At 43.3% G+C, this 19,497-nt stretch carries 18 protein-coding genes and 1 pseudogene; 5 read left to right on the top strand and 14 right to left on the bottom strand.

The genetic code is table 11. The annotated features are described in order from the left end of the window. Positions 1 to 11 precede the first annotated feature (11 nt). A complete protein-coding gene (dmeF, locus tag FPL17_RS08640) occupies positions 12 to 959 on the top strand; it encodes a CDF family Co(II)/Ni(II) efflux transporter DmeF (protein ID WP_159884527.1) in 948 nt (315 codons plus the stop codon). Positions 960 to 1,005: 46 nt separating this feature from the next. On the opposite strand, the gene chrA is transcribed toward dmeF, so the two are convergent. The 10 genes and pseudogenes from chrA to FPL17_RS08590 form a co-directional block, all read right to left on the bottom strand. Beyond that, positions 1,006 to 2,349 (bottom strand): chromate efflux transporter, encoded by a 1,344-nt coding sequence (gene chrA / locus FPL17_RS08635; protein WP_159884519.1) that lies wholly within the window; start codon positions 2,347 to 2,349, stop codon positions 1,006 to 1,008. A 139-nt stretch (positions 2,350 to 2,488) separates the two neighbouring features. Beyond that, complete coding sequence (locus FPL17_RS08630; protein ID WP_159884517.1) at positions 2,489 to 2,773, bottom strand: DUF971 domain-containing protein; 285 nt, start codon at positions 2,771 to 2,773, stop codon at positions 2,489 to 2,491. Next, entirely contained in the window at positions 2,763 to 3,755 is a 993-nt protein-coding gene (locus FPL17_RS08625) for a HEAT repeat domain-containing protein (RefSeq protein ID WP_159884515.1), read from the bottom strand. Before FPL17_RS08625 ends, FPL17_RS08630 begins: the two co-directional genes overlap by 11 nt. 12 nt (positions 3,756 to 3,767) lie before the next feature. Continuing rightward, entirely contained in the window at positions 3,768 to 4,589 is an 822-nt protein-coding gene (locus FPL17_RS08620) for an ABC transporter ATP-binding protein (RefSeq protein ID WP_159884513.1), read from the bottom strand. A 1-nt stretch (position 4,590) separates the two neighbouring features. Beyond that, positions 4,591 to 5,433 (bottom strand): ABC transporter permease, encoded by an 843-nt coding sequence (locus FPL17_RS08615; RefSeq protein WP_159884511.1) that lies wholly within the window; start codon positions 5,431 to 5,433, stop codon positions 4,591 to 4,593. Positions 5,434 to 5,561: 128 nt separating this feature from the next. Continuing rightward, a complete protein-coding gene (locus FPL17_RS08610; RefSeq protein ID WP_159884509.1) occupies positions 5,562 to 6,971 on the bottom strand; it encodes an ABC transporter substrate-binding protein in 1,410 nt (469 codons plus the stop codon). Between the two features lie 10 nt (positions 6,972 to 6,981). Then, on the bottom strand, positions 6,982 to 7,227 hold the full coding sequence (locus FPL17_RS08605) for a 4Fe-4S dicluster domain-containing protein (protein WP_004654721.1): 246 nt from the start codon (positions 7,225 to 7,227) through the stop codon (positions 6,982 to 6,984). Positions 7,228 to 7,237: 10 nt separating this feature from the next. Beyond that, positions 7,238 to 8,975, bottom strand: a pseudogene (locus FPL17_RS08600) (fumarate reductase/succinate dehydrogenase flavoprotein subunit). 44 nt (positions 8,976 to 9,019) lie between these two features. Beyond that, positions 9,020 to 9,772: a GntR family transcriptional regulator gene (locus FPL17_RS08595; RefSeq protein ID WP_159884507.1), complete on the bottom strand. Its 753-nt coding sequence runs from the start codon at positions 9,770 to 9,772 to the stop codon at positions 9,020 to 9,022. Positions 9,773 to 10,024: 252 nt separating this feature from the next. After that, positions 10,025 to 10,969 (bottom strand): LysR family transcriptional regulator, encoded by a 945-nt coding sequence (locus FPL17_RS08590; RefSeq protein WP_032867570.1) that lies wholly within the window; start codon positions 10,967 to 10,969, stop codon positions 10,025 to 10,027. A gap of 92 nt (positions 10,970 to 11,061) precedes the next feature. Between FPL17_RS08590 and FPL17_RS08585 the strand changes: the two genes are divergently transcribed. Beyond that, positions 11,062 to 11,703: a LysE family translocator gene (locus FPL17_RS08585; RefSeq protein WP_159884505.1), complete on the top strand. Its 642-nt coding sequence runs from the start codon at positions 11,062 to 11,064 to the stop codon at positions 11,701 to 11,703. Between the two features lie 46 nt (positions 11,704 to 11,749). Here the strand turns inward: FPL17_RS08585 and FPL17_RS08580 are convergent, their stop codons facing one another. The 4 genes from FPL17_RS08580 to FPL17_RS08565 all read right to left on the bottom strand — a co-directional run bounded on the left by FPL17_RS08580 (position 11,750) and on the right by FPL17_RS08565 (position 16,367). Continuing rightward, positions 11,750 to 13,702: a family 2A encapsulin nanocompartment cargo protein cysteine desulfurase gene (locus FPL17_RS08580; protein WP_159884503.1), complete on the bottom strand. Its 1,953-nt coding sequence runs from the start codon at positions 13,700 to 13,702 to the stop codon at positions 11,750 to 11,752. After that, positions 13,677 to 14,609: a family 2A encapsulin nanocompartment shell protein gene (locus FPL17_RS08575; RefSeq protein WP_004654714.1), complete on the bottom strand. Its 933-nt coding sequence runs from the start codon at positions 14,607 to 14,609 to the stop codon at positions 13,677 to 13,679. The genes FPL17_RS08580 and FPL17_RS08575 overlap by 26 nt, the downstream gene beginning before the upstream one ends. Positions 14,610 to 14,856: 247 nt before the next feature. Further along, the gene (gene epsC / locus FPL17_RS08570; protein ID WP_159884501.1) at positions 14,857 to 15,795 is read right to left on the bottom strand and encodes a serine O-acetyltransferase EpsC; all 939 of its coding nucleotides are present in this window, start codon (positions 15,793 to 15,795) and stop codon (positions 14,857 to 14,859) included. Between the two features lie 62 nt (positions 15,796 to 15,857). After that, on the bottom strand, positions 15,858 to 16,367 hold the full coding sequence (locus FPL17_RS08565; protein ID WP_004805540.1) for a rhodanese-like domain-containing protein: 510 nt from the start codon (positions 16,365 to 16,367) through the stop codon (positions 15,858 to 15,860). A 405-nt stretch (positions 16,368 to 16,772) separates the two neighbouring features. On the opposite strand from FPL17_RS08565, the gene tauA reads away from it, so the two are divergent. From tauA to tauC, 3 genes are read left to right on the top strand one after another with little or no spacing between them, the layout of a single operon-like run. Next, on the top strand, positions 16,773 to 17,813 hold the full coding sequence (tauA, locus tag FPL17_RS08560) for a taurine ABC transporter substrate-binding protein (protein ID WP_171494238.1): 1,041 nt from the start codon (positions 16,773 to 16,775) through the stop codon (positions 17,811 to 17,813). Positions 17,814 to 17,822: 9 nt separating this feature from the next. Next, entirely contained in the window at positions 17,823 to 18,614 is a 792-nt protein-coding gene (locus tag FPL17_RS08555; protein WP_159884499.1) for a taurine ABC transporter ATP-binding protein, read from the top strand. Continuing rightward, positions 18,611 to 19,492: a taurine ABC transporter permease TauC gene (gene tauC / locus FPL17_RS08550; protein WP_159884497.1), complete on the top strand. Its 882-nt coding sequence runs from the start codon at positions 18,611 to 18,613 to the stop codon at positions 19,490 to 19,492. Before FPL17_RS08555 ends, tauC begins: the two co-directional genes overlap by 4 nt. Positions 19,493 to 19,497: the final 5 nt, after the last annotated feature.

Genomic DNA, 19,497 nt, shown 5'->3' with positions numbered 1-19,497 from the left:
GACTAAAATAAATGCAGCATAGTAACCTAGAACGACGTCATTCTCATCAGTTTGATCAAGGAAATCCCTTGGCTCAAAAAAGAATTTTAATTGCCACCATTCTGACCGCAGTGATGATGGTCTTGGAAATTCTGGGCGGCTGGTTTTTTAATTCAATGGCTTTACTTGCCGATGGTTGGCACATGAGTTCACATATGCTGGCCTTGGGACTGGCTTATTTTGCCTATCGTATGGCGCGACATTATGCACAGGATCAACGCTTTAGCTTCGGTACATGGAAAATTGAAATCTTGGCAGGGTATAGCAGTGCGATTTTACTGATGGTGGTGGCACTGTTGATGGGGATTCAGTCACTTGAGCGTTTATTTAATCCTGTCACCATTCATTTTAATGAAGCAATTCCCATTGCGATTGTGGGGCTGATCGTCAATCTAATGTGTGCATGGTTACTACATGATGGGGGACATGAGCATCATCACCATCATTCACATCATCACTCTCATGGTGACGCAGATCATCACGGCCATGATCATCATCATGATTTGAATCAAAAAGCAGCTTTTTTACATGTGGTTGCTGATGCTGTCACTTCGGTGCTCGCGATTATTGCCTTATTTGCGGCCAAATATTTTGGCTGGAATTTCTTAGATGCTTTGCTTGGGATCGTCGGCGCATTACTGGTTGCAAAATGGTCTTGGGGGCTGATGCAGGAAACAGGAAAAACTCTATTGGATGCTGAAATGGGGCATCCAGTGATTGAAGAAATACGTGAGGTGATTGCCCAGTTTTCACAGGTTGAAATTACTGATCTACATGTATGGAAGGTCGGGAAAGGCAAGTTCTCTTGTATTTTAGGATTGGAAACCACTATGACTGATCTCAATCCTGATCAGGTTAAAGCGGAATTGGCGATTCATGAGGAAATTGTGCATGCCTCAGTCGAAATTCATCATATTTAAGAGAGAACTTCATCGAGTAGCGTTTTCAGCTACTCGATGCATTCAATTACGCACCAATATATAAGATCAAACCGCAAAAGGCCGATGCAAAAATCACATACAACACATTGAGCTGAAATTTGAATAAAGCAATTAGTGCAGCAACAGTAATAAAGGCCGCTTCATAATTAAAGGCATGATCAAAACCATGTGGCCAAAGCACATGATAGCTAAAGAACAAAGCCAGATTTAAAATCACCCCGACTACAGCAGCGGTAATCGCAGTGAGTGGTGCTGTAAATTTCAATTCATTATGTGTAGATTCAATAATTGGTGCACCAGCCAGAATAAACACAAAGGAAAATAAGAAGGTAAACCAAGTCACGATCACCGCACCAATTGCACCTGCTAAAAATAGATGTTCAGCACCTAATACAGCATGGTTATAAGCACCCAAAAAGCCCACAAATGCCACTACCATAATCAATGGACCAGGGGTACTTTCACCGAGTGCCAGACCATCAATCATTTGAGTTGGACTGAGCCATGCATAATGATTGACTGCACCTTGGTACACGTAGGGCAGAACTGCATAAGCACCGCCAAAGGTCAGTAAGGCTGCTTTGGTAAAGAACCACGCCATTTGGGTATAAGCATGTTGCCATCCCAATCCTAGAGTCAAAAGCAGCATCGGCACAAACCATAGAAATGCAGCAATGATCAGGATTTTTACAAGATTGCCCCAACGAAAAACTGCATGGGCAGGCATTGGCGTATTATCATCAATCAGGGCTGTTCCATAACTTTTATGACTATTTTGATGGGAAGCCTGAGCAGTAAATAAATCAGGTTTTTGCTTACTCAGCACATAGCCTGAAATGGCAGCTGCTAACACGATCAAGGGGAATGGGACGTTAAACACGAAAATGGCAATAAATGCGGCAGCAGCAATGCCCCATAAAAACGGATTCTTTAATGAGCGACTACCAATACGATAAGTCGCATGAAAGACAATTGCCGTAACCGCAGGTTTAATCCCATAAAACAAGCCTGCAATGATGGGGACATCACCAAACTGCACATAAATCCATGACAGGGTAATCAGGATAAATAACGAGGGGAGAACAAACAGAATCCCTGCGACAAGCCCACCCGTAGTTCGATGCATCAGCCAGCCAATATAGGTGGCGAGTTGTTGTGCCTCAGGACCGGGAAGTAACATGCAGTAATTCAGCGCATGTAAAAATCTTTTTTCAGAGATCCAACGTTTATTTTCAACTAGTTCTTGATGCATTACTGCAATTTGTCCAGCGGGTCCACCAAAACTAATAAATCCCAATTTAAGCCAGAACAAAAAAGCTTGCCTGAAAGGAATTGCTGGCATTGGATTTGTTGGATCAGCTGACTGCATGATGTATTCCAAAGAGTTTTCTTTTTATTTCTAGATGATAAATAAAATTGAGCATTGAGGTTATAAATTCTAGTGAGTTAATAATTCAGAATGATGAAAGCATGCGATGCATGATCGCTTTCATCACTTTGAAAGTTTTTCAACTATTTAATTCTTTTAAAAAAGCCCAAGGGAAAATACCTTTGTCATGTCCATCATCAAAACAGATCTGAATCCCATAACCTTGTGAGTAGATGGCAGAGATGGCAACATGATCTGGATATTGAACATCTTGTTGTCGTAGACGCTTTGCTCGACAAAACCCACAAGGACAACTGGCTCTCAGCTGCGCATGGCTAAAATTCTTTTCAGTACCATCCTGCCACGAGAGAAACAGGCGTTGCTGTTCGATATCGACATTAAGCTGATGAGGTTCAAGTGACATATTGTTTCTCCTGAATGAGTGCCAGTCCAATACGAATCGATTTACGTACTTCCGGATCAGGGTCTTCCGCATGCTGTAATAAAATATTCTGAGCTGATTCTCCGCCAATTTCACCTAATGCAATGGCAACTTCTTTGCGTAGATTACTGATGTCATGCTGGAAATTTTCTTGGAGTTTGGCAATTGCAGCTTTTGATCTAAGGCGTCCTAAGCTGCGTGTCACAGCAATGCGAACTTGCCAATAAGTATCATCCAGTTGCTGTAAAAGCGGCTGTTCTAATTCAAGGACTTTTAATTTTCCAATGGTCAAGGCGGCTTCGACTCGTAGTTGCCACGCCTCAGCGGTGAGAGAACTGTGTAAGGCCGATAAAACTTCGGGTGTTGAAGCTTGAGTTGCCGCCAAGCCTCCTGTGGCGATACGCCGAATTTCGTTATCAACATCATGCTGTGCGATCTGTGCCAGCGTTGCTAAGCCTTCCTGTTTCTGCAACCAACTCAGCGTACTCACAGCTTCTTTACGTACTAAGGGATTGGCATGTTGAACATGCTTGAGGATGGCTTCAAATAACGGTTCAGCCCGTAGCTCTTTAATTGCTCTCAAAATTGCAGCAAGGACAAAGTCATCGTGATGCTGCAAATATGTTGCCAGATGATGGGCAGATTCAGCATGTTTAATTTCGCTTAAACTTTGCGCTGCAGCGATACGCACATTTTCATGTGGATCACTCAAGGCTTGAGCCAAAGTATGTAAAGATGTCGCATCCTCCCAACCTTCTAAACGGATAGCAGCTCGCTCACGTACTTTGCTTGCTGGGTCATGTAACACTGCGTGCTGTAACCAAGCCAATAATTCTGTTTGTTCCTCATCGGCAATATTCATAATTGCGACAAAGCGGATATTTTCATCATCCTGATTAAGCTGAAACAGATAATCAGCATAATCCGCATCAATATCCGTCAGGATTGGGTAATTTAAGCTCATATTTTATGGTTCCTAAACCGCGACTTTCTGATTTAAACCGAGTGGATTTAACCGACTCAGTTCAGCTTGAGTGGCGTGTTTTAATACTTGAATACAATGTTTTTTTATTTGGGTAAACTCGGTCGAAGTCACCAGATCAACATGTCTGGGGCGGGGGAAATCCAGTTTAATTTCTTCAATAATACGTCCGGGGCGGTGGCTCATGATCAAGACCCGATCTGCCAAAAATAAAGCTTCATCAATATCGTGGGTAATGAACAGCACTGAGGTTTGGATGCTTTGCCAGATTTCAAGCAGCAGTTCCTGCATCTTTAAGCGAGTCTGAGCATCCAGTGCACCAAAGGGTTCATCCATCAGCAATACACGAGGCTGATTAATCAGCACGCGTGCAATTTCAACCCGTTGTTGCATTCCGCCTGATAATTCAGCGGGATATTTATCTTCAAAACCTTTTAGGCCGACCAGTTCAATCATTTGCTGGGCTTGATCTCGACGTTGGGCTTTAGAGATGCCTTTCATTTTTAAGCCAAAACACACATTTTCTAGCACACTTTTCCATGGAAATAGGGTGTGTTGTTGAAACACCAAGCCTCGATCAGATGAGGGTTCTTCAATGGCTTTTTGATCCAATAGCATGGTGCCTGAGCTAATCGGTAAATGACCTGCTAGTGCGCCAAGCAGTGTTGATTTGCCACAACCCGAAGGACCAAGCAAACACACAAACTCGCCTGCCTGCAGATCAAAGGAGACATGATCCAAGGCTTGAAAGCGTTGTTTGTCTTGCCCAAGGTGTAGGTTGATGTTGTGTAAATGGATATGACCGTATTGACTCATGTTATGCCTTCCTTAACTGATACCAAGGGGTAAGTTTTTTGCCTAGATAACGCAGAAAAGCACTGCTGAACATACCTAATGCACCGATCAACAGCATGCCAACAATGATGTCTGCATAGTTTTGTAAGGTGAAGGATTCCCAAGTGAAATAGCCAATACCGAGCTGACCAGAGATCATTTCAGCCGTAACCAGACAGAACCAACAGGTGCCCATGCCAATCGCAAGACCCGTAGTGATGCTGGGCAAGGAACCTGGAATGATGACTTCGCGCAAAATGGCAAACTGACCTGCACCTAGACTTTTTGCGGAAGCGATTAAACGTTGATCAACGGCCTCAACGCCGTGAATGGTATTGAGCAAGATTGGGAATAACGCACCTAAAAAGGTAATAAAAATCATCGAGGCTTCTGAGGATGGAAACATTAGAATTGCTAGAGGAATCCATGCGACGGCTGGAATCGGACGCAAGATTTCTAAGGGTGGCATCAATAGGGACGCCAGCGTTTTAGAATAACCAATCAATAATCCTAGAATGACCCCAACCACTGACGCGAGTAAGAAGCCAATCAACACTCGAGTAATACTGGCTTTGACATGTGCAAGGGCTGTATCCAGTTCGGCAAAAGCAAGTAGAGATTGAATAACATCTCGTGGCGAAGGCACATTGGCAAAGTTAATCAGTCCCAAATTTAAATGGTATTGCGAGGCGAGTTGCCAAAACACAAGACTGAACAACAGTGACACTGCACTTAAGCTGTATGAAATCACACGGCTTTTTGAAAATATCAGCACAGGGCGGATTGCCTTAGACTGAATCGGTTGGGTATCCGCTAAACTATTCATATTTATTTCTCCTGAATCTCAAAATCCACCTAAATCCCCCTTTAAAAGGTGGACTTTTCACGAGTCTAAAGACTGACTAAGATTCGTGAGGCTCCTCCCTTGCTAAAGGGAGGTTGGGAGGGATTTCATTACTTCACCAGCTTTTGAGCATTATTAAAGTCATAGACTTTGCCGCCATGTGTTTTGGCCCAATTGTTGGCATCCCCACGCAGTAAGAAGGCACTGATCTGACCGTTTTTATCGGTGGCATACCATGCCAGATTCGCCAGTAATTTGATTTTTAAATTACGGTCTTGGTTGTAGACCACACGGATGTTTTTACCGCTCTGCTTTAATTTATTTAAATCTGCAAAGGCAGTTTCAGGTGTGGCATAACTACGCACTTTGGCTTCACCTTTCACCCAAATCTGTGTGACCCGATCAAAACTTTGAATCGGTTTTTGAGTCAAGGCATCTTTGGCAACGAGAGGGGATTGAGCGTAATTTTTGAGTTGTTGTGCGTAATTCAAGCCCGCGCTTTGGAAGGCTTTTTTGATGTATTGATCATCAATGAATTGATTGACATTGATATCAACATCATCACGACCTAGATATTTCAAAGTATCGACGGCAGTTTGAGTCGCTTGCTTATATTCAGGCTTCCAGGTCAGGTCACGGGTTTGTACGCCGAGAGGTCCATGAAATAAATACACTACTTCGGCAGGAATCCCTGTTTTGGCTGCAATCAGTTCACTATATTTTTCAGGTTCTTTACGGATCAATTGATCGGCTTCAATGGTTGCACGTAAGTAGGCCTGAATAATTTCTGGATATTGTTGAGCATAGGACTTGCTGGCTAAAGAGCCATGAATGGTTGGGGTTTTAGCCTGTGCGCCGTCATAAATTTTGCGGGCAAAACCTTGATAGGGAAATAATTCTGCAAAAGGAACAAAATCTGCATGTGCATCAATCTTATTGCTTTTGAGTGCTGGACCTGCCACTTCAGGGGCTTGGGCAATAATTTTGACATCCTTTTTCGGGTCCCAACCTTGTGCAGCAATGGCACGCAGTAATAGACCATGTGCGGTTGAAGCAAAAGGTACAGAAATCGTTTTTCCTTTTAAATCTTGGATCGAGTTAAGCTCAGAATCCAGCGGAACCACGATGCCGTTACCACTGCCAGTGGTACTGCCAGAGAGCACACTCAGGAAAATACTTTCTTTGCCCGTCTTTTTAAACGCGACATTGTTATTGACTGCTGGGAAGTCTGCCATTGCGCCAATATCTAAACGACCAGCCACCATTTCACTGGTCAATGGCGCCCCAGAGGTAAAATTTTTCCAGACAATATCGTATTTGGCATCTTTATATTTGCCTGTTTTTGGCAAATATTTGGGCAGTAGATTTAACTCGCGAATCAATAAGCCGCCAGTAGCACAGTTAATAGTGGTATCTTGGGTACCAATCGCAATCCGAATATTTTCTGCATGTGTTGAGCTAAAGATTGTCAGCAAACTACTGCTCAGAATCAGGCTTTTGGCTAAGTGGTTGAGTCTCATATTGTTCCCCTCATTTAAGTAAATATGGAATGTTGACTTGAATGGCATCGGTCGGGCAGTCCTTCTCGCATGGCATGCAATACCAACATTCATCAAACTGCATATAGGCTTTTTTACTTTCTGGATGAATCGCCAATAAGTCCATTGGGCAAACATCAACACAGACGGTACAGCCTTTGTCGGCAATACATTTATCTTCATCCACCAACACAGGTGCAGCAGTGCGGTGGGCAATTTCTTTAAAAATAAAAGCCATGTGATGTTCCTTATTCGACTGTTTCAGCGACTAATTTCTTTTGAATACGCAATAGGTTGTAAGCGTTGGCTTCATCTTCCTCAATTGGGATGAAATAAGGCTCAACTGCTTTTTTAAAGCTGACCATATTGCCGTGCTGATCTTTTTTAAGATGGGTATGACAGAACCAATCCTGATCATTTTTTTCAGGGCAATCTGCACGGTAGTGATAGAGTCCCCAACGGCTTTCTTCACGGAAGAGCGACGCACGCGCGGCCATTTCTGCACAGTCACGAATCACAGCGACTTCAGCAACACGCATCAATTCATGTGGATGGCTGGCATTAATCTGCTCAATATCGCTTTTGATTTCTTCAAAGCGTTTGAGCGCAATTTCAATTTTTTGTCGGGTTTTGGGTGGTTGTAAGTAGTCATTGACCATACGACGCAACTTGTATTCCACTTGTTCCGATGACAGCCCCTCTGGACGGTGTAAAGGTGCAAAAACACGGGCTTTTTCAGCTTCTATTTCATCGGTATTCAATTCTGAATCGGCTTGTTCTACGACATATTCAGCGGCATTGACCCCAGCAAACCAGCCATAGGTAAAGGCACCCAGCATGTAGTTATGCGGAACGGCTGCCATATCGCCCGCGCTGTACAGCCCTTTGATGGAGGTTTCTGCTTTTTCATTGACCCACACCCCAGAAGCACTGTGACCACTACAGAAACCAATTTCTGAAATTTGCATTTCTACCATATCTTGTCGGTAATCAGTGCCACGGCCTTCATGGAAACGGCCTCGACTTGGGCGTTCATTGGTATGCAGAATTTCTTCAATAGTTTGAATGGTTTCTTCCGCCAAATGATCCATTTTCAGGAACACTGGGCCATTGCCACTGCAGTTCCTGATAAAATTCCCACATCATTTGGCCTGACCAGTAGTCACATTCAATAAAACGTTCGCCTTTGCTGTTGGCGGTATAACCCCCCAATGGACCGGTCACATAGGCACAGGCAGGGCCGTTATAATCTTTAATCAGCGGATTAATCTGGAAGCATTCCAAGTTGGAGAGTTCAGCCCCTGCATGGTAAGCCATGGCATAACCATCGCCTGCGTTGGTCGGGTTTTCATAAGTTCCCATCAAATAGCCAGATGCAGGTAAACCCAAACGTCCTGCTGCACCGCAACATAAAATCGCAGCCTTAGTTTTGATCACATAGAAATCACCATTGCGACAGTCAAAGCCAAGTACACCGTTGATGGCTCCCTCGGCATTTTTCAGTAGGCGAGTAGTGACAATGCGGTTATTGATTTTGACTTGAGCACGTTTCAGTTGGCGATAGAGGACTTTTTTAATGTCATGGCCTTCAGGCATCGGCAGTACATAAGCACCCATGTGATGGACTTTCTTTACTGCATATTCTCCCGTTTCATCTTTTTCAAATTTCACACCCCACTGATCAAGTTGCTGAATGGTGGTGAAACTGTGTTTGGCATAAGCATAGACGGTGGCTTGATTGACAATGCCATCATTGGCAATGGTGATTTCCTTGGTGTATTGCTCAGGCGTGGCATAGCCTGGAATAACGGCATTATTCAGGCCGTCCATACCCATTGAAATTGCGCCACTGCGTTTCACATTGGCTTTTTCAATCAGTAAAACTTTCAGGTTGGGGTTGGCTGTTTTGGCTTTGATGGCTGCCATTGGGCCAGCCGTCCCCCCACCGATGACGACAATGTCATAGTCCAGTGTAATCGTATTCATGTTGTGCCTTTTTGAGTGCGTTTTAATTCACAAGGTTAGTGACGTTAGGTATTTCTTTTTCGATCTACTCTTAAACGGTATTGGAAGGTCTCTCCTGAGAAGTAGAGATATTCGAAGTCAATTGGGTGTCCAGCATGATCATGAGTCAGTCGCTCCACTCTTAATAGTGGTGCATTGATATCGACGTGCAGAAGCTCACTGAGTTCTTCATCAGCAAGGGTGGCGTCAATGTTTAAATCTGCATGTCCCAAGGCAATCGATAAATCTTCTTCAATCGCTAAAAACACATCACGCGTGGAGAGGTTAATCTCTTGCAAAGCTAAACCAATCGATTCGGGTAAATAGGTCAGTTCAAATGAAACGGGTTTACGATTGAGCAGGCGAATGCGTTTAATTTCCACCACGGTACTGTTCACTGAAAGTTTTAACTTCGATGCTATTTGTGGTGTGGCAGGAATAAAACGGAATTCTTTGACCACATTAAACACCTCATGTCCCATATTGGTCATGGCTTCTGCAAAGCCTTGCAATTGAGAAATGTTCTGAAAGGTTTTCGGTGCGCTGACGAAAGTGCCTTTGCCTTGAATCTTGTAAACCAAGTGTTCGAGCTGAAGTTGATTGAGTGCCTGACGAATAGTGATACGGCTGACATTAAATAATTCACTCAGTTCTTTTTCGGATGGCAATTGCTGATGAATCTGATAACTCCCCTCGACGATCTGCTGTAGTAGGGCCTGATAGACTTGATCATACAACGGGCGTTCGCCACTTACTTTATTTACAATCGATTGGTTCATTGCACTTAAACTTGTTATAACAACTTGGTTGTTAGATTAGCGATTATGCAAAATGAAGAAAAATAACTTATGCAGCAAAAAATATCTGTTTTTGTGCATTGTCTATCATGCAGGATGAAAATAAAGATGCTTTTTATTGTTTTATGAATGGATAATTTAAATTAATATATATTTTAAAATTAATATCTTAGGATTTGTTGGTTTTCATATTGTTTGCTATTGTCGCTAGATTTATAAATGAAAGTGATCGTTTTAGCTCGGCGTATTTTGCGGAAATAAAACTGGTTCTGCGGCTAATTTTTCCGCCAGATATTGAATGAACACACTGAGTTTTGGTGGCACATGACGGGTAGGTGGATAGAGCAACCATGCGCCACCACTGTAATGGGTCTTAAAATGCCAATCAGGTAAGACCTGCACCAAAGAACCTTGTTCTAAGGCATGGCGTGCTACGAAGTAAGGCAAACTGGCTATGCCTAAATGTTGTAAAGCGGCACTGAGGCGTACGCCAGTGTGATTGGCTGCATAACGACCACGGACTGGTACCGTAATTGATTTCTGTTCTTGCTGGAATTTCCATTTCGAGTCATTAGGTTGTTCACCTAAATAAATACACTGGTGCTGTTTTAAATCATGAGGATGTTGCGGTATGCCATGTTGCTGTAAATATTCTGGCGTGGCACAAATTAAATGATCAATATCAATCAGTTTTCGCCCCATCAATCCACCTGGTGGTTGTTCGGTAATGCGAATGGCCAGATCGACACCATCATCAATCAAGTCAATATAACGGTCTTCCAATAGCAGTTGAATATCAATTTTTGGATACAGTGCCAAGAATTCGGGCAAGTGAGGATGCAGCATAAAATGCCCAACAGCCTTGGGCACACTGATTCGAATCACGCCTTGTGGTTCAATATGAAACTGTCCCGAGCTTTCCATTACCGCTTGTGCCGCATTGACCATGTCGACACAGCGTTCATAGACCTGCTGACCACTTTCACTCAAGCGCAGTTTACGTGTAGTGCGATGCAATAAGCGTGTACCCAAGGCCCGTTCTAAACGGGCAATCGCGCGGCTCACAGCCGAAGGGGTAGAACCGAGTTGTCGTGCAGTTTCAGAAAAGCTTTCCGTTTCGACAACTTTGACAAAGGTTGCCATTTCATTTAACAGAACCAGACTTTGATTTGTGCTCATGAAGCAAAAGTTATTTGGATTTTGATTGGATTATCGCGCTTTAAAAATCGCAATACAATCTTTTTCCTGTAGTCATGATGGAGATAAATCAAATGTGGCAGTTGTATGGACATGAGTTTCTGGCCTTGGCATTGATCCATTTTATGGCAGTCGTTTTACCGGGTCCTGATTTTATCATTACAGTACGGCAGAGTGTGCGATATGGTTATTTAATTGGCTGTATCACGGCAATCGGCATTGGTGTCGGCATTTCGGCACATGTGTTTTATACCTTGGTGGGTGTTGGCGTGCTGATCCAGCAAAGTGTCTGGTTAATGTCGTTATTACGTGTTGCAGGCGCGGCTTATTTGATTTATTTGGGCTGGCAATGTTTACGTAGTCAACCGAATGCCAATCTGGATATTCTGGCGGGGGAAGCGCTGGGCAAACCGAGCTTGATCCAAGCCTTTAATATGGGCTTTTTGACCAACGCGTTAAATCCGAAAGCGACCGTGTTTTTTCTGGCAATTTTTACCACCATTGTGAATCCCGCAACACCGTTAAAGGTTCAAATCGGTTATGGCATCTGGATGTGTCTGGTGAATGCATCATGGTTCATTTTAGTCAGCATCATGTTTGCACAACCGATTGTACGGAAACGCTTTTTAGAGTTTGGCGTATATTTCGAGCGGGTGATGGGCGTGATCTTGAGTGCAGTGGCAATACGCTTGATCTGGAGCGTTGCCTTTGCCTAAATAGAAAAAAGACTGCACTGAGGCAGTCTTTTTTATTGCAGAGCGTTTAAGTACTGCGTTTGTTTCTGCTCAATTGATGTAATACAGACACCAGCAAATCAATTTCTTCCGTGGTGTTGTAAAACGCCAAAGATGGGCGCACCGTCTGTTCCACACCAAAACGACGTAAAATCGGCTGAGCACAATGGTGTCCTGAACGTACTGCAATGCCATGTTGATTCAGTGCCTTACCTACTTGCTCGGTTGAATAACCTGCAAGGGTAAAGGACATGACACTGGCTTTGTTTTTCGCCGTGCCAATCGGTCTCAAACCTGCAACGCTGCTTAGCGCATGCTGGCCATATTCCAGCAAGCCATGTTCATAACGGGCAATATTATGAATGCCAAGGCGTTCCACATATTCCAATGCAGCACCTAAACCGACTGCATCGGCAATATTGCCCGTACCTGCTTCAAACTTGTTTGGAGCCGGTTGGTAAACCACTTGTTCAAAGCTCACATCCTGAATCATATTGCCGCCGCCTTCCCACACAGGCATGGTTTCCAGAATTTCAGGCTTGGCATAGACTGCACCAATGCCTGTCGGTCCAAATACTTTATGCCCTGAGAATACAAAGAAGTCAGCATCAATCGCTTGGACATCGGTTGGCATATGGGAAACCGATTGAGCCCCATCGACCAAGACCCGTATACCTTTGGCATGCGCGATTTTGATCACCTCGGCGACAGGAGTGACGGTACCTAAGGCGTTGGACACCTGGGTAATCGAGATCAGTTTGGTCCGTTCATTAATCAGTTTTGGCAGTTCTTCCAGAATGATTTGACCCGTATCATCCACGGGAATGACACGAAGTTTGGCGCCGACTTTTTTGGTGAGCTGGAACCACGGTACGATGTTGGCGTGATGCTCAAGATGAGACACGATGATTTCATCACCTTCACCAATATTTTGTTCACCCCACGTTTTGGCAATCAGGTTAATGCCTTCAGTGGTACCACGTACAAAAATGATTTCCTTGGATGATTTTGCTCCAATGAAACGGGCCACCACATTACGCGCATGTTCATAGGCATCGGTTGCACGTGCTGCCAGTTCATGTGCGGCACGATGAATATTGGAATTTTCGTGCTGATAAAAATAGGCAATACGATCAATCACGCTTTGTGGTTTTTGCGTGGTCGCTGCATTATCAAACCAGACCAGAGGTCGACCATTGACGCGTTCTTGCAGAATGGGAAAATCACGACGGATCGCTTGAATATCCAAAGGTTGCGCTGCATTGGCAACAAACTGTGGTTGTGAAGCTTGGTAATTGCCATAACTCGCATTGCTTTGTGGCAAATCCAAAAAATAGAAACCTGATGAGGCATTATTTTTTGCTTGAGTTGAAGTTTGAGAATCTTGCTGCAATAAGCTTTTTAGCGCATCGCCGTGTGGTAATTGAAATGATTGTGCAGTCGCAAAACTGGCAGCATCAAAGTCAGAGCTAGATGAGCTGGGTGCTGCAAAATCATTTAAAAAATAAAACGGCGATGCCTCGCTTGTAGACGGACGAGAAGGCTCAACCAAAGGTACATTCGGTGCGCTATGAATGGCCTGTGGAAAATTTGGTTCAATCGGCGGGCGAGGTAAGTTTGCTCCACCAACCACTGGCGCAGATGCAATCGCACGACGTTCAGGATAATCGGGATAGTTTGGGATATGCTCGGGATATTCAGGGTTCAAACTTTTTTCATAAGCAATATTGGGCGCACGACCACTTAATGCTGCTAAAGGTTCAGCAGGCTGGGGTTGATGTGGTGGTGTACCGACATTGGGCAAGTCCAAATTCAAACCAGAAGAGTGACCACTGCCTGAGCTTGGCAGTGCAGCAAAAAATTCAGAGGCGAGTCTTGAAAGTGTTGCTTCATCTGGGAAGTTGGACGGTGGGCTAACACCGACCACTTCAGAACCCGTTGGACTACCTTGCAAATTACTTGTAGTTAACTGGGTAGTCATGATATTTGTCCACCTCCACATCTTCGAGCACAGCCAACGCATCCTCAGTCAATACCGCCAATGAGCAGTACAGTGAGATCAGATAAGACGCAATCGCATTGCGGTTGATGCCCATGAAACGTACAGAAAGGCCAGGAGATTGCTCACCTGCTAAGCCTGGTTGGAATAAGCCCACCACACCTTGGCGTTTTTCACCCACACGCAGTAACAAGATTTTGGTTTTACCATCTTCCACAGGAATCTTATTCGATGGAATCAGTGGCACACCACGCCATGTGATGAACTGTGAACCGAATAAACTGACCGTTGGTGGTGGCACGCCACGACGGGTACATTCACGGCCGAATGCAGCAATTGCATCTGGATGTGCCAAGAAGAAACCGGGTTCTTTCCAGACTTTACGGAGTAAATCATCAAAGTCATCTGGTGTTGGCGGACCATTTAAAGTTGAGATACGCTGTTCATCTGCGACACTGGCCAATAAACCATATTCAGGATTATTGATCAGTTCGCTTTCTTGGCGTTCTTTAATGGTTTCAATGGTTAAGCGTAATTGTTCTTTAATTTGATCATGTGGACTGCTGTAAAGATCAGCAACTCGGGTATGAATATCCAAGACGGTAGAAACACCATTTAAGAAATATTCACGCGGTTGCGCATCATAATCAACAAAGGTTTGCGGCAAAGTCGCTTCATCACGTTGTGTACAGGCCACTTGGATATCATCGGTGTTGCTGACACGGTTAACGCGATAAATACCTGCTTCAACTGGAATCCATTGCAATAAATGTGTGAGCCAACGTGGGGTAATGGTCGAAAGTTGTGGAACGGTCTTGGTGGCATTGGCAAGCTGTCTAGCTGCATGATCTCCAAGCGCAAGTTGGACTTTATCTGTGGTTTTTGCCATGAATAAGTTTTCCTGTTGTCTTTGGCTTTGTTAATAAAAATTGGTTTTATTGCAATAATATTTAATGATTTATTTCGTTAGACTAGAGGCTATTTAGTTTTTTTAAAAATATTATTATGAGATAAATAATCGTGAATTATCTGCTTATTACTCATAAGAATATAATTATGAAAAATAAATATAAGTATTGAATATACGTTATTTATTCTTACGCCTTTTTATTTACTTGGTTAAATACCTCATTAAATTAAACTTTACTATTGTGTAATGATTCGCTTGGTGACTGTAAAATCTGACTGCCTGCTGCAACACTATGAGTGAGCCATACATTGCCGCCAATAATTGAGCCTTTACCAATGGTGATACAGCCTAAAATTGTTGCACCTGCATAAATCACCACATGGTCTTCCACGATCGGATGACGGGCATAATCTTTTTTCAATGCGCCATCTTCATTCAGTTCGAACCGTTTTGCACCGAGCGTCACCGCCTGATAGATACGGACATATTCACCAATCACTGAGGTTTCACCAATCACCACACCTGTGCCGTGATCGATAAAGAAGCCTTTCCCAATTTGCGCACCCGGATGAATATCAATACCCGTTGCTGAATGGGCCAATTCAGAAATAATCCGTGAGAGCAGCGTTACACTGTGATAGAGCTGATGGGCTACACGATGATGAATAATCGCTAAAATACCTGGATAGCAGAGGAGGACTTCATCGACGCTATGCGCTGCGGGATCACCTTCATATGCAGCACAGACATCTGCATCCAATAAGCGGCGAATGTCAGGCAAGGTATTGGCAAAATCCTGTACGATGGTTTGGGCCAAAGCGACTTGCTGCTCATATAGCAGACGTTCATTGCTTGAAACTGGGATCGGTTTGACTCGACTTTTGGCTTCGTAATTTAAAGCCAACTTGACCTGAGCAAACAGTTCATTTAAAACACGGTCAAGGGTATAGGCAATATAGTAATCCTCAGTTTCTTGGCGTAGATCGCTCGGCCCAAGTCGCATTGGAAATAAGATCCCACACAGATCATCTAAAATTGACTTCAGCGCATCCTTAGATGGGAGTTCACGTCCACCAAATTCTTTGATGCGATGTTGACGCTCTCTCCATTCATGCCGTGCTTGTTGTAGGCCTTCGACGACAGGCTGTATTTTCCATTGGCTCACACGAGTTCCTTGCAAAACGAGATCTTAAATAAATCGTAAAATAATTGCTTAAAAAAGCAGCATTAGTCTTGTAACCAAGGTAACTGATGTGTACGCCAGCCATTACTTTGATTACGTTGTTGCTGTTCGTTCAGATCACCTTCAAAGCCCTCTTGAACGTTATAAACTTGGGCAAAACCTGCACTAAATGCTGCTGCAGCTGCTAAAGCAGAGCGTTTACCACTACGGCAGAGCAGCAGAATGGTTTTGTCTTTGCCAACTTTGCTATCCAGTTCTTTAAGAAAGCGTGGGTTTCGATTAAATGATGTACCCGTTGCCCATGCAACGTGGATACTTTCAGGGACATAGCCGACAAATTTGCGTTCTTCATTGGTACGTACATCGACCAATACCGCAAGACCTTGTTCAACCAAATACCAAGCTTCAGGTGGGGGTACGCTGCCAGTGAAATCGAGTTCATTTTCTTCAGCATAATGTTGCGCACGCGCTAAGATATCTTGTGGATTTTTTGATAAACCGTGAATCGTAGATGTCGATTCTGCTATATCAGTAGAATCAAATTGAGCATTCATTTTTATAACCTTTCATACATCAGCGGGATGATGTTTTTATCTTAGGACTGTTTTTATATTCAGGAAAATAAGCAAAATTTATTTATATATCTATTTTTGATAAATAATAGGTTTTTATTAACTTATTCGGAATATAGTTTGGAGCTATATTTTAAAATGAAAATGCTTATTTAATTTAAAGATGAAATTATCAGGATTAAATATTTTACTTTTCAATTAAACAGAGGGATAAATATTTAAAAGGCTTAGTTGGGAAATTAAATGAAACAACACTAAAAATAAACCAGTTGAATATAAAAACAGCAAAAATTGCCTAAGTCTTATTCTTATCTCATAAAGGAATAAGCAACTAACTTTTTCTTATTTTTAATCATAAAGCATGCCGCATACCATAAGCCTATATTGTTGAAAGATCATCTAATTATGGGCATCAAAAACTCTAAGCCGCTAATTGTTACAGCGATCGTCCTTGTGGCGATTGTTGCTTTTATTGTCTATCAAAATCAAAAAGATGCTGCACCTGTTCAGTCTAAAAATAACAAGGCAGTAGTGATTGCCTATCAAACTGGTGTGGATCCAACCAAGGTTGCACAAGCCAATGGTGATTATGAACGTGATAGTAATCAAGCAATTCAATGGCGCAAATTTGATGCAGGTTCAGATGTGGTTAATGCATTGGCTTCGGGTGATGTGGTGATCGGTAATATCGGTTCTAGTCCTCTGGCTGCTGCTGCAAGTCGTGATTTACCGATTGAAGTCTTTCTTGTGACGGCTAAATTAGGCGGTTCAGAAGCATTGGTGGTGAGTAACAAATCAGGCATTAAAAACCCTCAAGATTTGATTGGCAAAACCATTGCCGTACCATTTGTTTCAACCACGCATTACAGCTTGTTGTCAGCACTCAAGCATTGGAATATTGCGGATAACCAAGTCAAGATTATTAACTTACGTCCACCTGAAATCACAGCAGCTTGGGAACGTGGTGATATCGATGCAACTTATGTTTGGGAACCTGCATTAAGTAAAGTCAAAGCCAGTGGTCATGTATTAACAGACTCGAAACAAGTCGGCGAGTGGGGTGCACCAACCTATGATTTATGGGTGGTTCGTAAAGATTTCGCTGAAAAAAATCCAGAGTTCTTAAAAGCATTCGTAAAAACCAGCTTGAAACAAGTTGAAGCGTATCAGCAGGATCCAAAAGCATTTGAACAAAATGCGGACAATATCCAGAAAATTGCTCAGCTGACAGGCTCTGATGTGAAAGATATTCCTTTACTGTTGTCAGGCAATATTTATCTGAATGGTCAGCAACAACAAGCAACTTTAGCGGGTGAGTTTGCCAAAAATATTTTCGATACAGCAACCTTCCTCAAAAGCCAAGGCAAGGTAGATCAAGTAAAACCTGATTATCAAGGTAATGTCACCACCCAATTCTTACAGCCATAGGAGATCTAAATGAGCGTATTAGCTGCTGAGCATCTTCATTTAACCTTTCCAAAACAGACCGTGCCTGTATTACAAGATATCAATCTGAAGATTGAAGAAGGCACTTTGACTGTGATTTTGGGGGAGTCTGGCTGTGGTAAAACAACATTACTGAATATCTTGGCGGGCTTTCAACAGCCAAGTTCGGGGCAGATTACACTGGATCATGAAGTGGTGACTGCGCCAGATGCACGCCGTGCGGTGGTATTTCAGGATCATGCGCTATTACCTTGGTTAAATGTCTCTGAAAATATCGGTTTTGCTTTGCAACTCAAAGGTTTAAAAGAGCAAGAAATTCAACAGCAAGTCGATGCAATTCTTAAAATTGTCGGCTTGAGTCATGTAGCTAAAGCCAATATTTGGGAATTGTCAGGTGGCATGAAACAACGGGTTGGGATTGCTCGCGCTTTGATTAGCCATGCTGCATTCATTTTACTAGATGAGCCTTTTGCTGCGCTTGATGCATTTACCCGTGAAACCATGCAGCAGTTGGTGCTGGATTTATGGATTGAACAAAATAAATCCTTCTTCCTGATTACACATGACATTGAAGAAGCACTATTGCTGAGCAATCAATTGGTGTTGATGACGGCTCGTCCAGGTAAGATTGTCGAAACTTTAAAACTGGATTTTGCAGAGCGTTATAAGCAAGGCGAATCGATTCGTGCGATTAAATCGGATCCAAAATTTATTCAATTACGTGAGCAATTGTTTGAACGCCTACGTGTGCAGAAACAAGCAGGGCATGAGGTGGCTGTATGACGGGGCAAGCAAAAAATACAGCCTATGAGGTGAGCAAGGCCGAGGAACTGCAATCGACGAATCAAGCACAGTCATGTTCGGTTTTTAGTGCAATTGGCGCCTTTTTTACTCGCCACCGTAGTTTAGCGCTCAGTCTTTCTAGTGTCTTGAGTGTACTGGTGATTTGGTATTTGATCACGGCATTAAAAATTGTCCCAAGTCTATTTTTGCCGAGCCCTCAAGCGGTATGGCAGAAGTTTCTTGAGGTCAGTCAGCAAGGTTTTATGAAAGCCACCTTGTGGCAGCATTTGGCCGCGAGTATTTCTCGTGTCTTATTGGCCTTGGTTGCTGCGATTGCGATTGGTGTACCTTTAGGTTTATGGATGGGGCTGAATAAGTGGGTTCGTGCCGTGCTTGATCCATTGGTTGAGTTATTGCGTCCGATTCCACCTTTGGCTTATTTGCCACTATTGGTGATCTGGTTCGGGATCGGTGAAACCACCAAAGTCCTTTTGATTTTCTTTTCAATCCTTGCACCTGTGATTATCAGTAGTACCCATGGTGTACTCAGCCATCAGCTCAATCGTGAACGTGCCGCTTTATCTTTGGGAGCGAGTCAGTCGCAGGTATTTTGGCATGTGATTCTGCCGACAGCCTTACCGCATATTTTAACGGGTGTCCGTATTGGTTTGGGTGTGGGCTGGTCAACCTTGGTGGCTTCTGAATTAGTTGCAGCAGATCGCGGTATTGGTTTTATGGTGCAGTCTGCAGCACAGTTCCTCATCACCGATACCGTAGTTCTGGGCATTATTGTGATTGCAATTGTCGCCGTTAGTTTTGAATTGTTTTTGCGTTGGTTACAGAAGCAATTATCTCCTTGGTATGGCCAACAGTTATAAGTGTG

Source organism: Acinetobacter dispersus (genome assembly GCF_009884975.1).
Taxonomy (GTDB): domain Bacteria; phylum Pseudomonadota; class Gammaproteobacteria; order Pseudomonadales; family Moraxellaceae; genus Acinetobacter; species Acinetobacter dispersus.
The sequence above is the reverse complement of the archived record's forward strand: the minus strand, read 5'-3'. Positions and strand labels throughout refer to the sequence as shown.

Coding starts and splice junctions, on each gene's coding strand:
- dmeF (WP_159884527.1), top strand. CDS start 12: ATGCAGCATAGTAACCTAGAACGACGTCATTCTCATCAGTTTGATCAA.
- chrA (WP_159884519.1), bottom strand. CDS start 2,349: ATGCAGTCAGCTGATCCAACAAATCCAATGCCAGCAATTCCTTTCAGG.
- FPL17_RS08630 (WP_159884517.1), bottom strand. CDS start 2,773: ATGTCACTTGAACCTCATCAGCTTAATGTCGATATCGAACAGCAACGC.
- FPL17_RS08625 (WP_159884515.1), bottom strand. CDS start 3,755: ATGAGCTTAAATTACCCAATCCTGACGGATATTGATGCGGATTATGCT.
- FPL17_RS08620 (WP_159884513.1), bottom strand. CDS start 4,589: ATGAGTCAATACGGTCATATCCATTTACACAACATCAACCTACACCTT.
- FPL17_RS08615 (WP_159884511.1), bottom strand. CDS start 5,433: ATGAATAGTTTAGCGGATACCCAACCGATTCAGTCTAAGGCAATCCGC.
- FPL17_RS08610 (WP_159884509.1), bottom strand. CDS start 6,971: ATGAGACTCAACCACTTAGCCAAAAGCCTGATTCTGAGCAGTAGTTTG.
- FPL17_RS08605 (WP_004654721.1), bottom strand. CDS start 7,227: ATGGCTTTTATTTTTAAAGAAATTGCCCACCGCACTGCTGCACCTGTG.
- FPL17_RS08595 (WP_159884507.1), bottom strand. CDS start 9,772: ATGAACCAATCGATTGTAAATAAAGTAAGTGGCGAACGCCCGTTGTAT.
- FPL17_RS08590 (WP_032867570.1), bottom strand. CDS start 10,969: ATGAGCACAAATCAAAGTCTGGTTCTGTTAAATGAAATGGCAACCTTT.
- FPL17_RS08585 (WP_159884505.1), top strand. CDS start 11,062: ATGTGGCAGTTGTATGGACATGAGTTTCTGGCCTTGGCATTGATCCAT.
- FPL17_RS08580 (WP_159884503.1), bottom strand. CDS start 13,702: ATGACTACCCAGTTAACTACAAGTAATTTGCAAGGTAGTCCAACGGGT.
- FPL17_RS08575 (WP_004654714.1), bottom strand. CDS start 14,609: ATGGCAAAAACCACAGATAAAGTCCAACTTGCGCTTGGAGATCATGCA.
- FPL17_RS08565 (WP_004805540.1), bottom strand. CDS start 16,367: ATGAATGCTCAATTTGATTCTACTGATATAGCAGAATCGACATCTACG.
- FPL17_RS08555 (WP_159884499.1), top strand. CDS start 17,823: ATGAGCGTATTAGCTGCTGAGCATCTTCATTTAACCTTTCCAAAACAG.
- tauC (WP_159884497.1), top strand. CDS start 18,611: ATGACGGGGCAAGCAAAAAATACAGCCTATGAGGTGAGCAAGGCCGAG.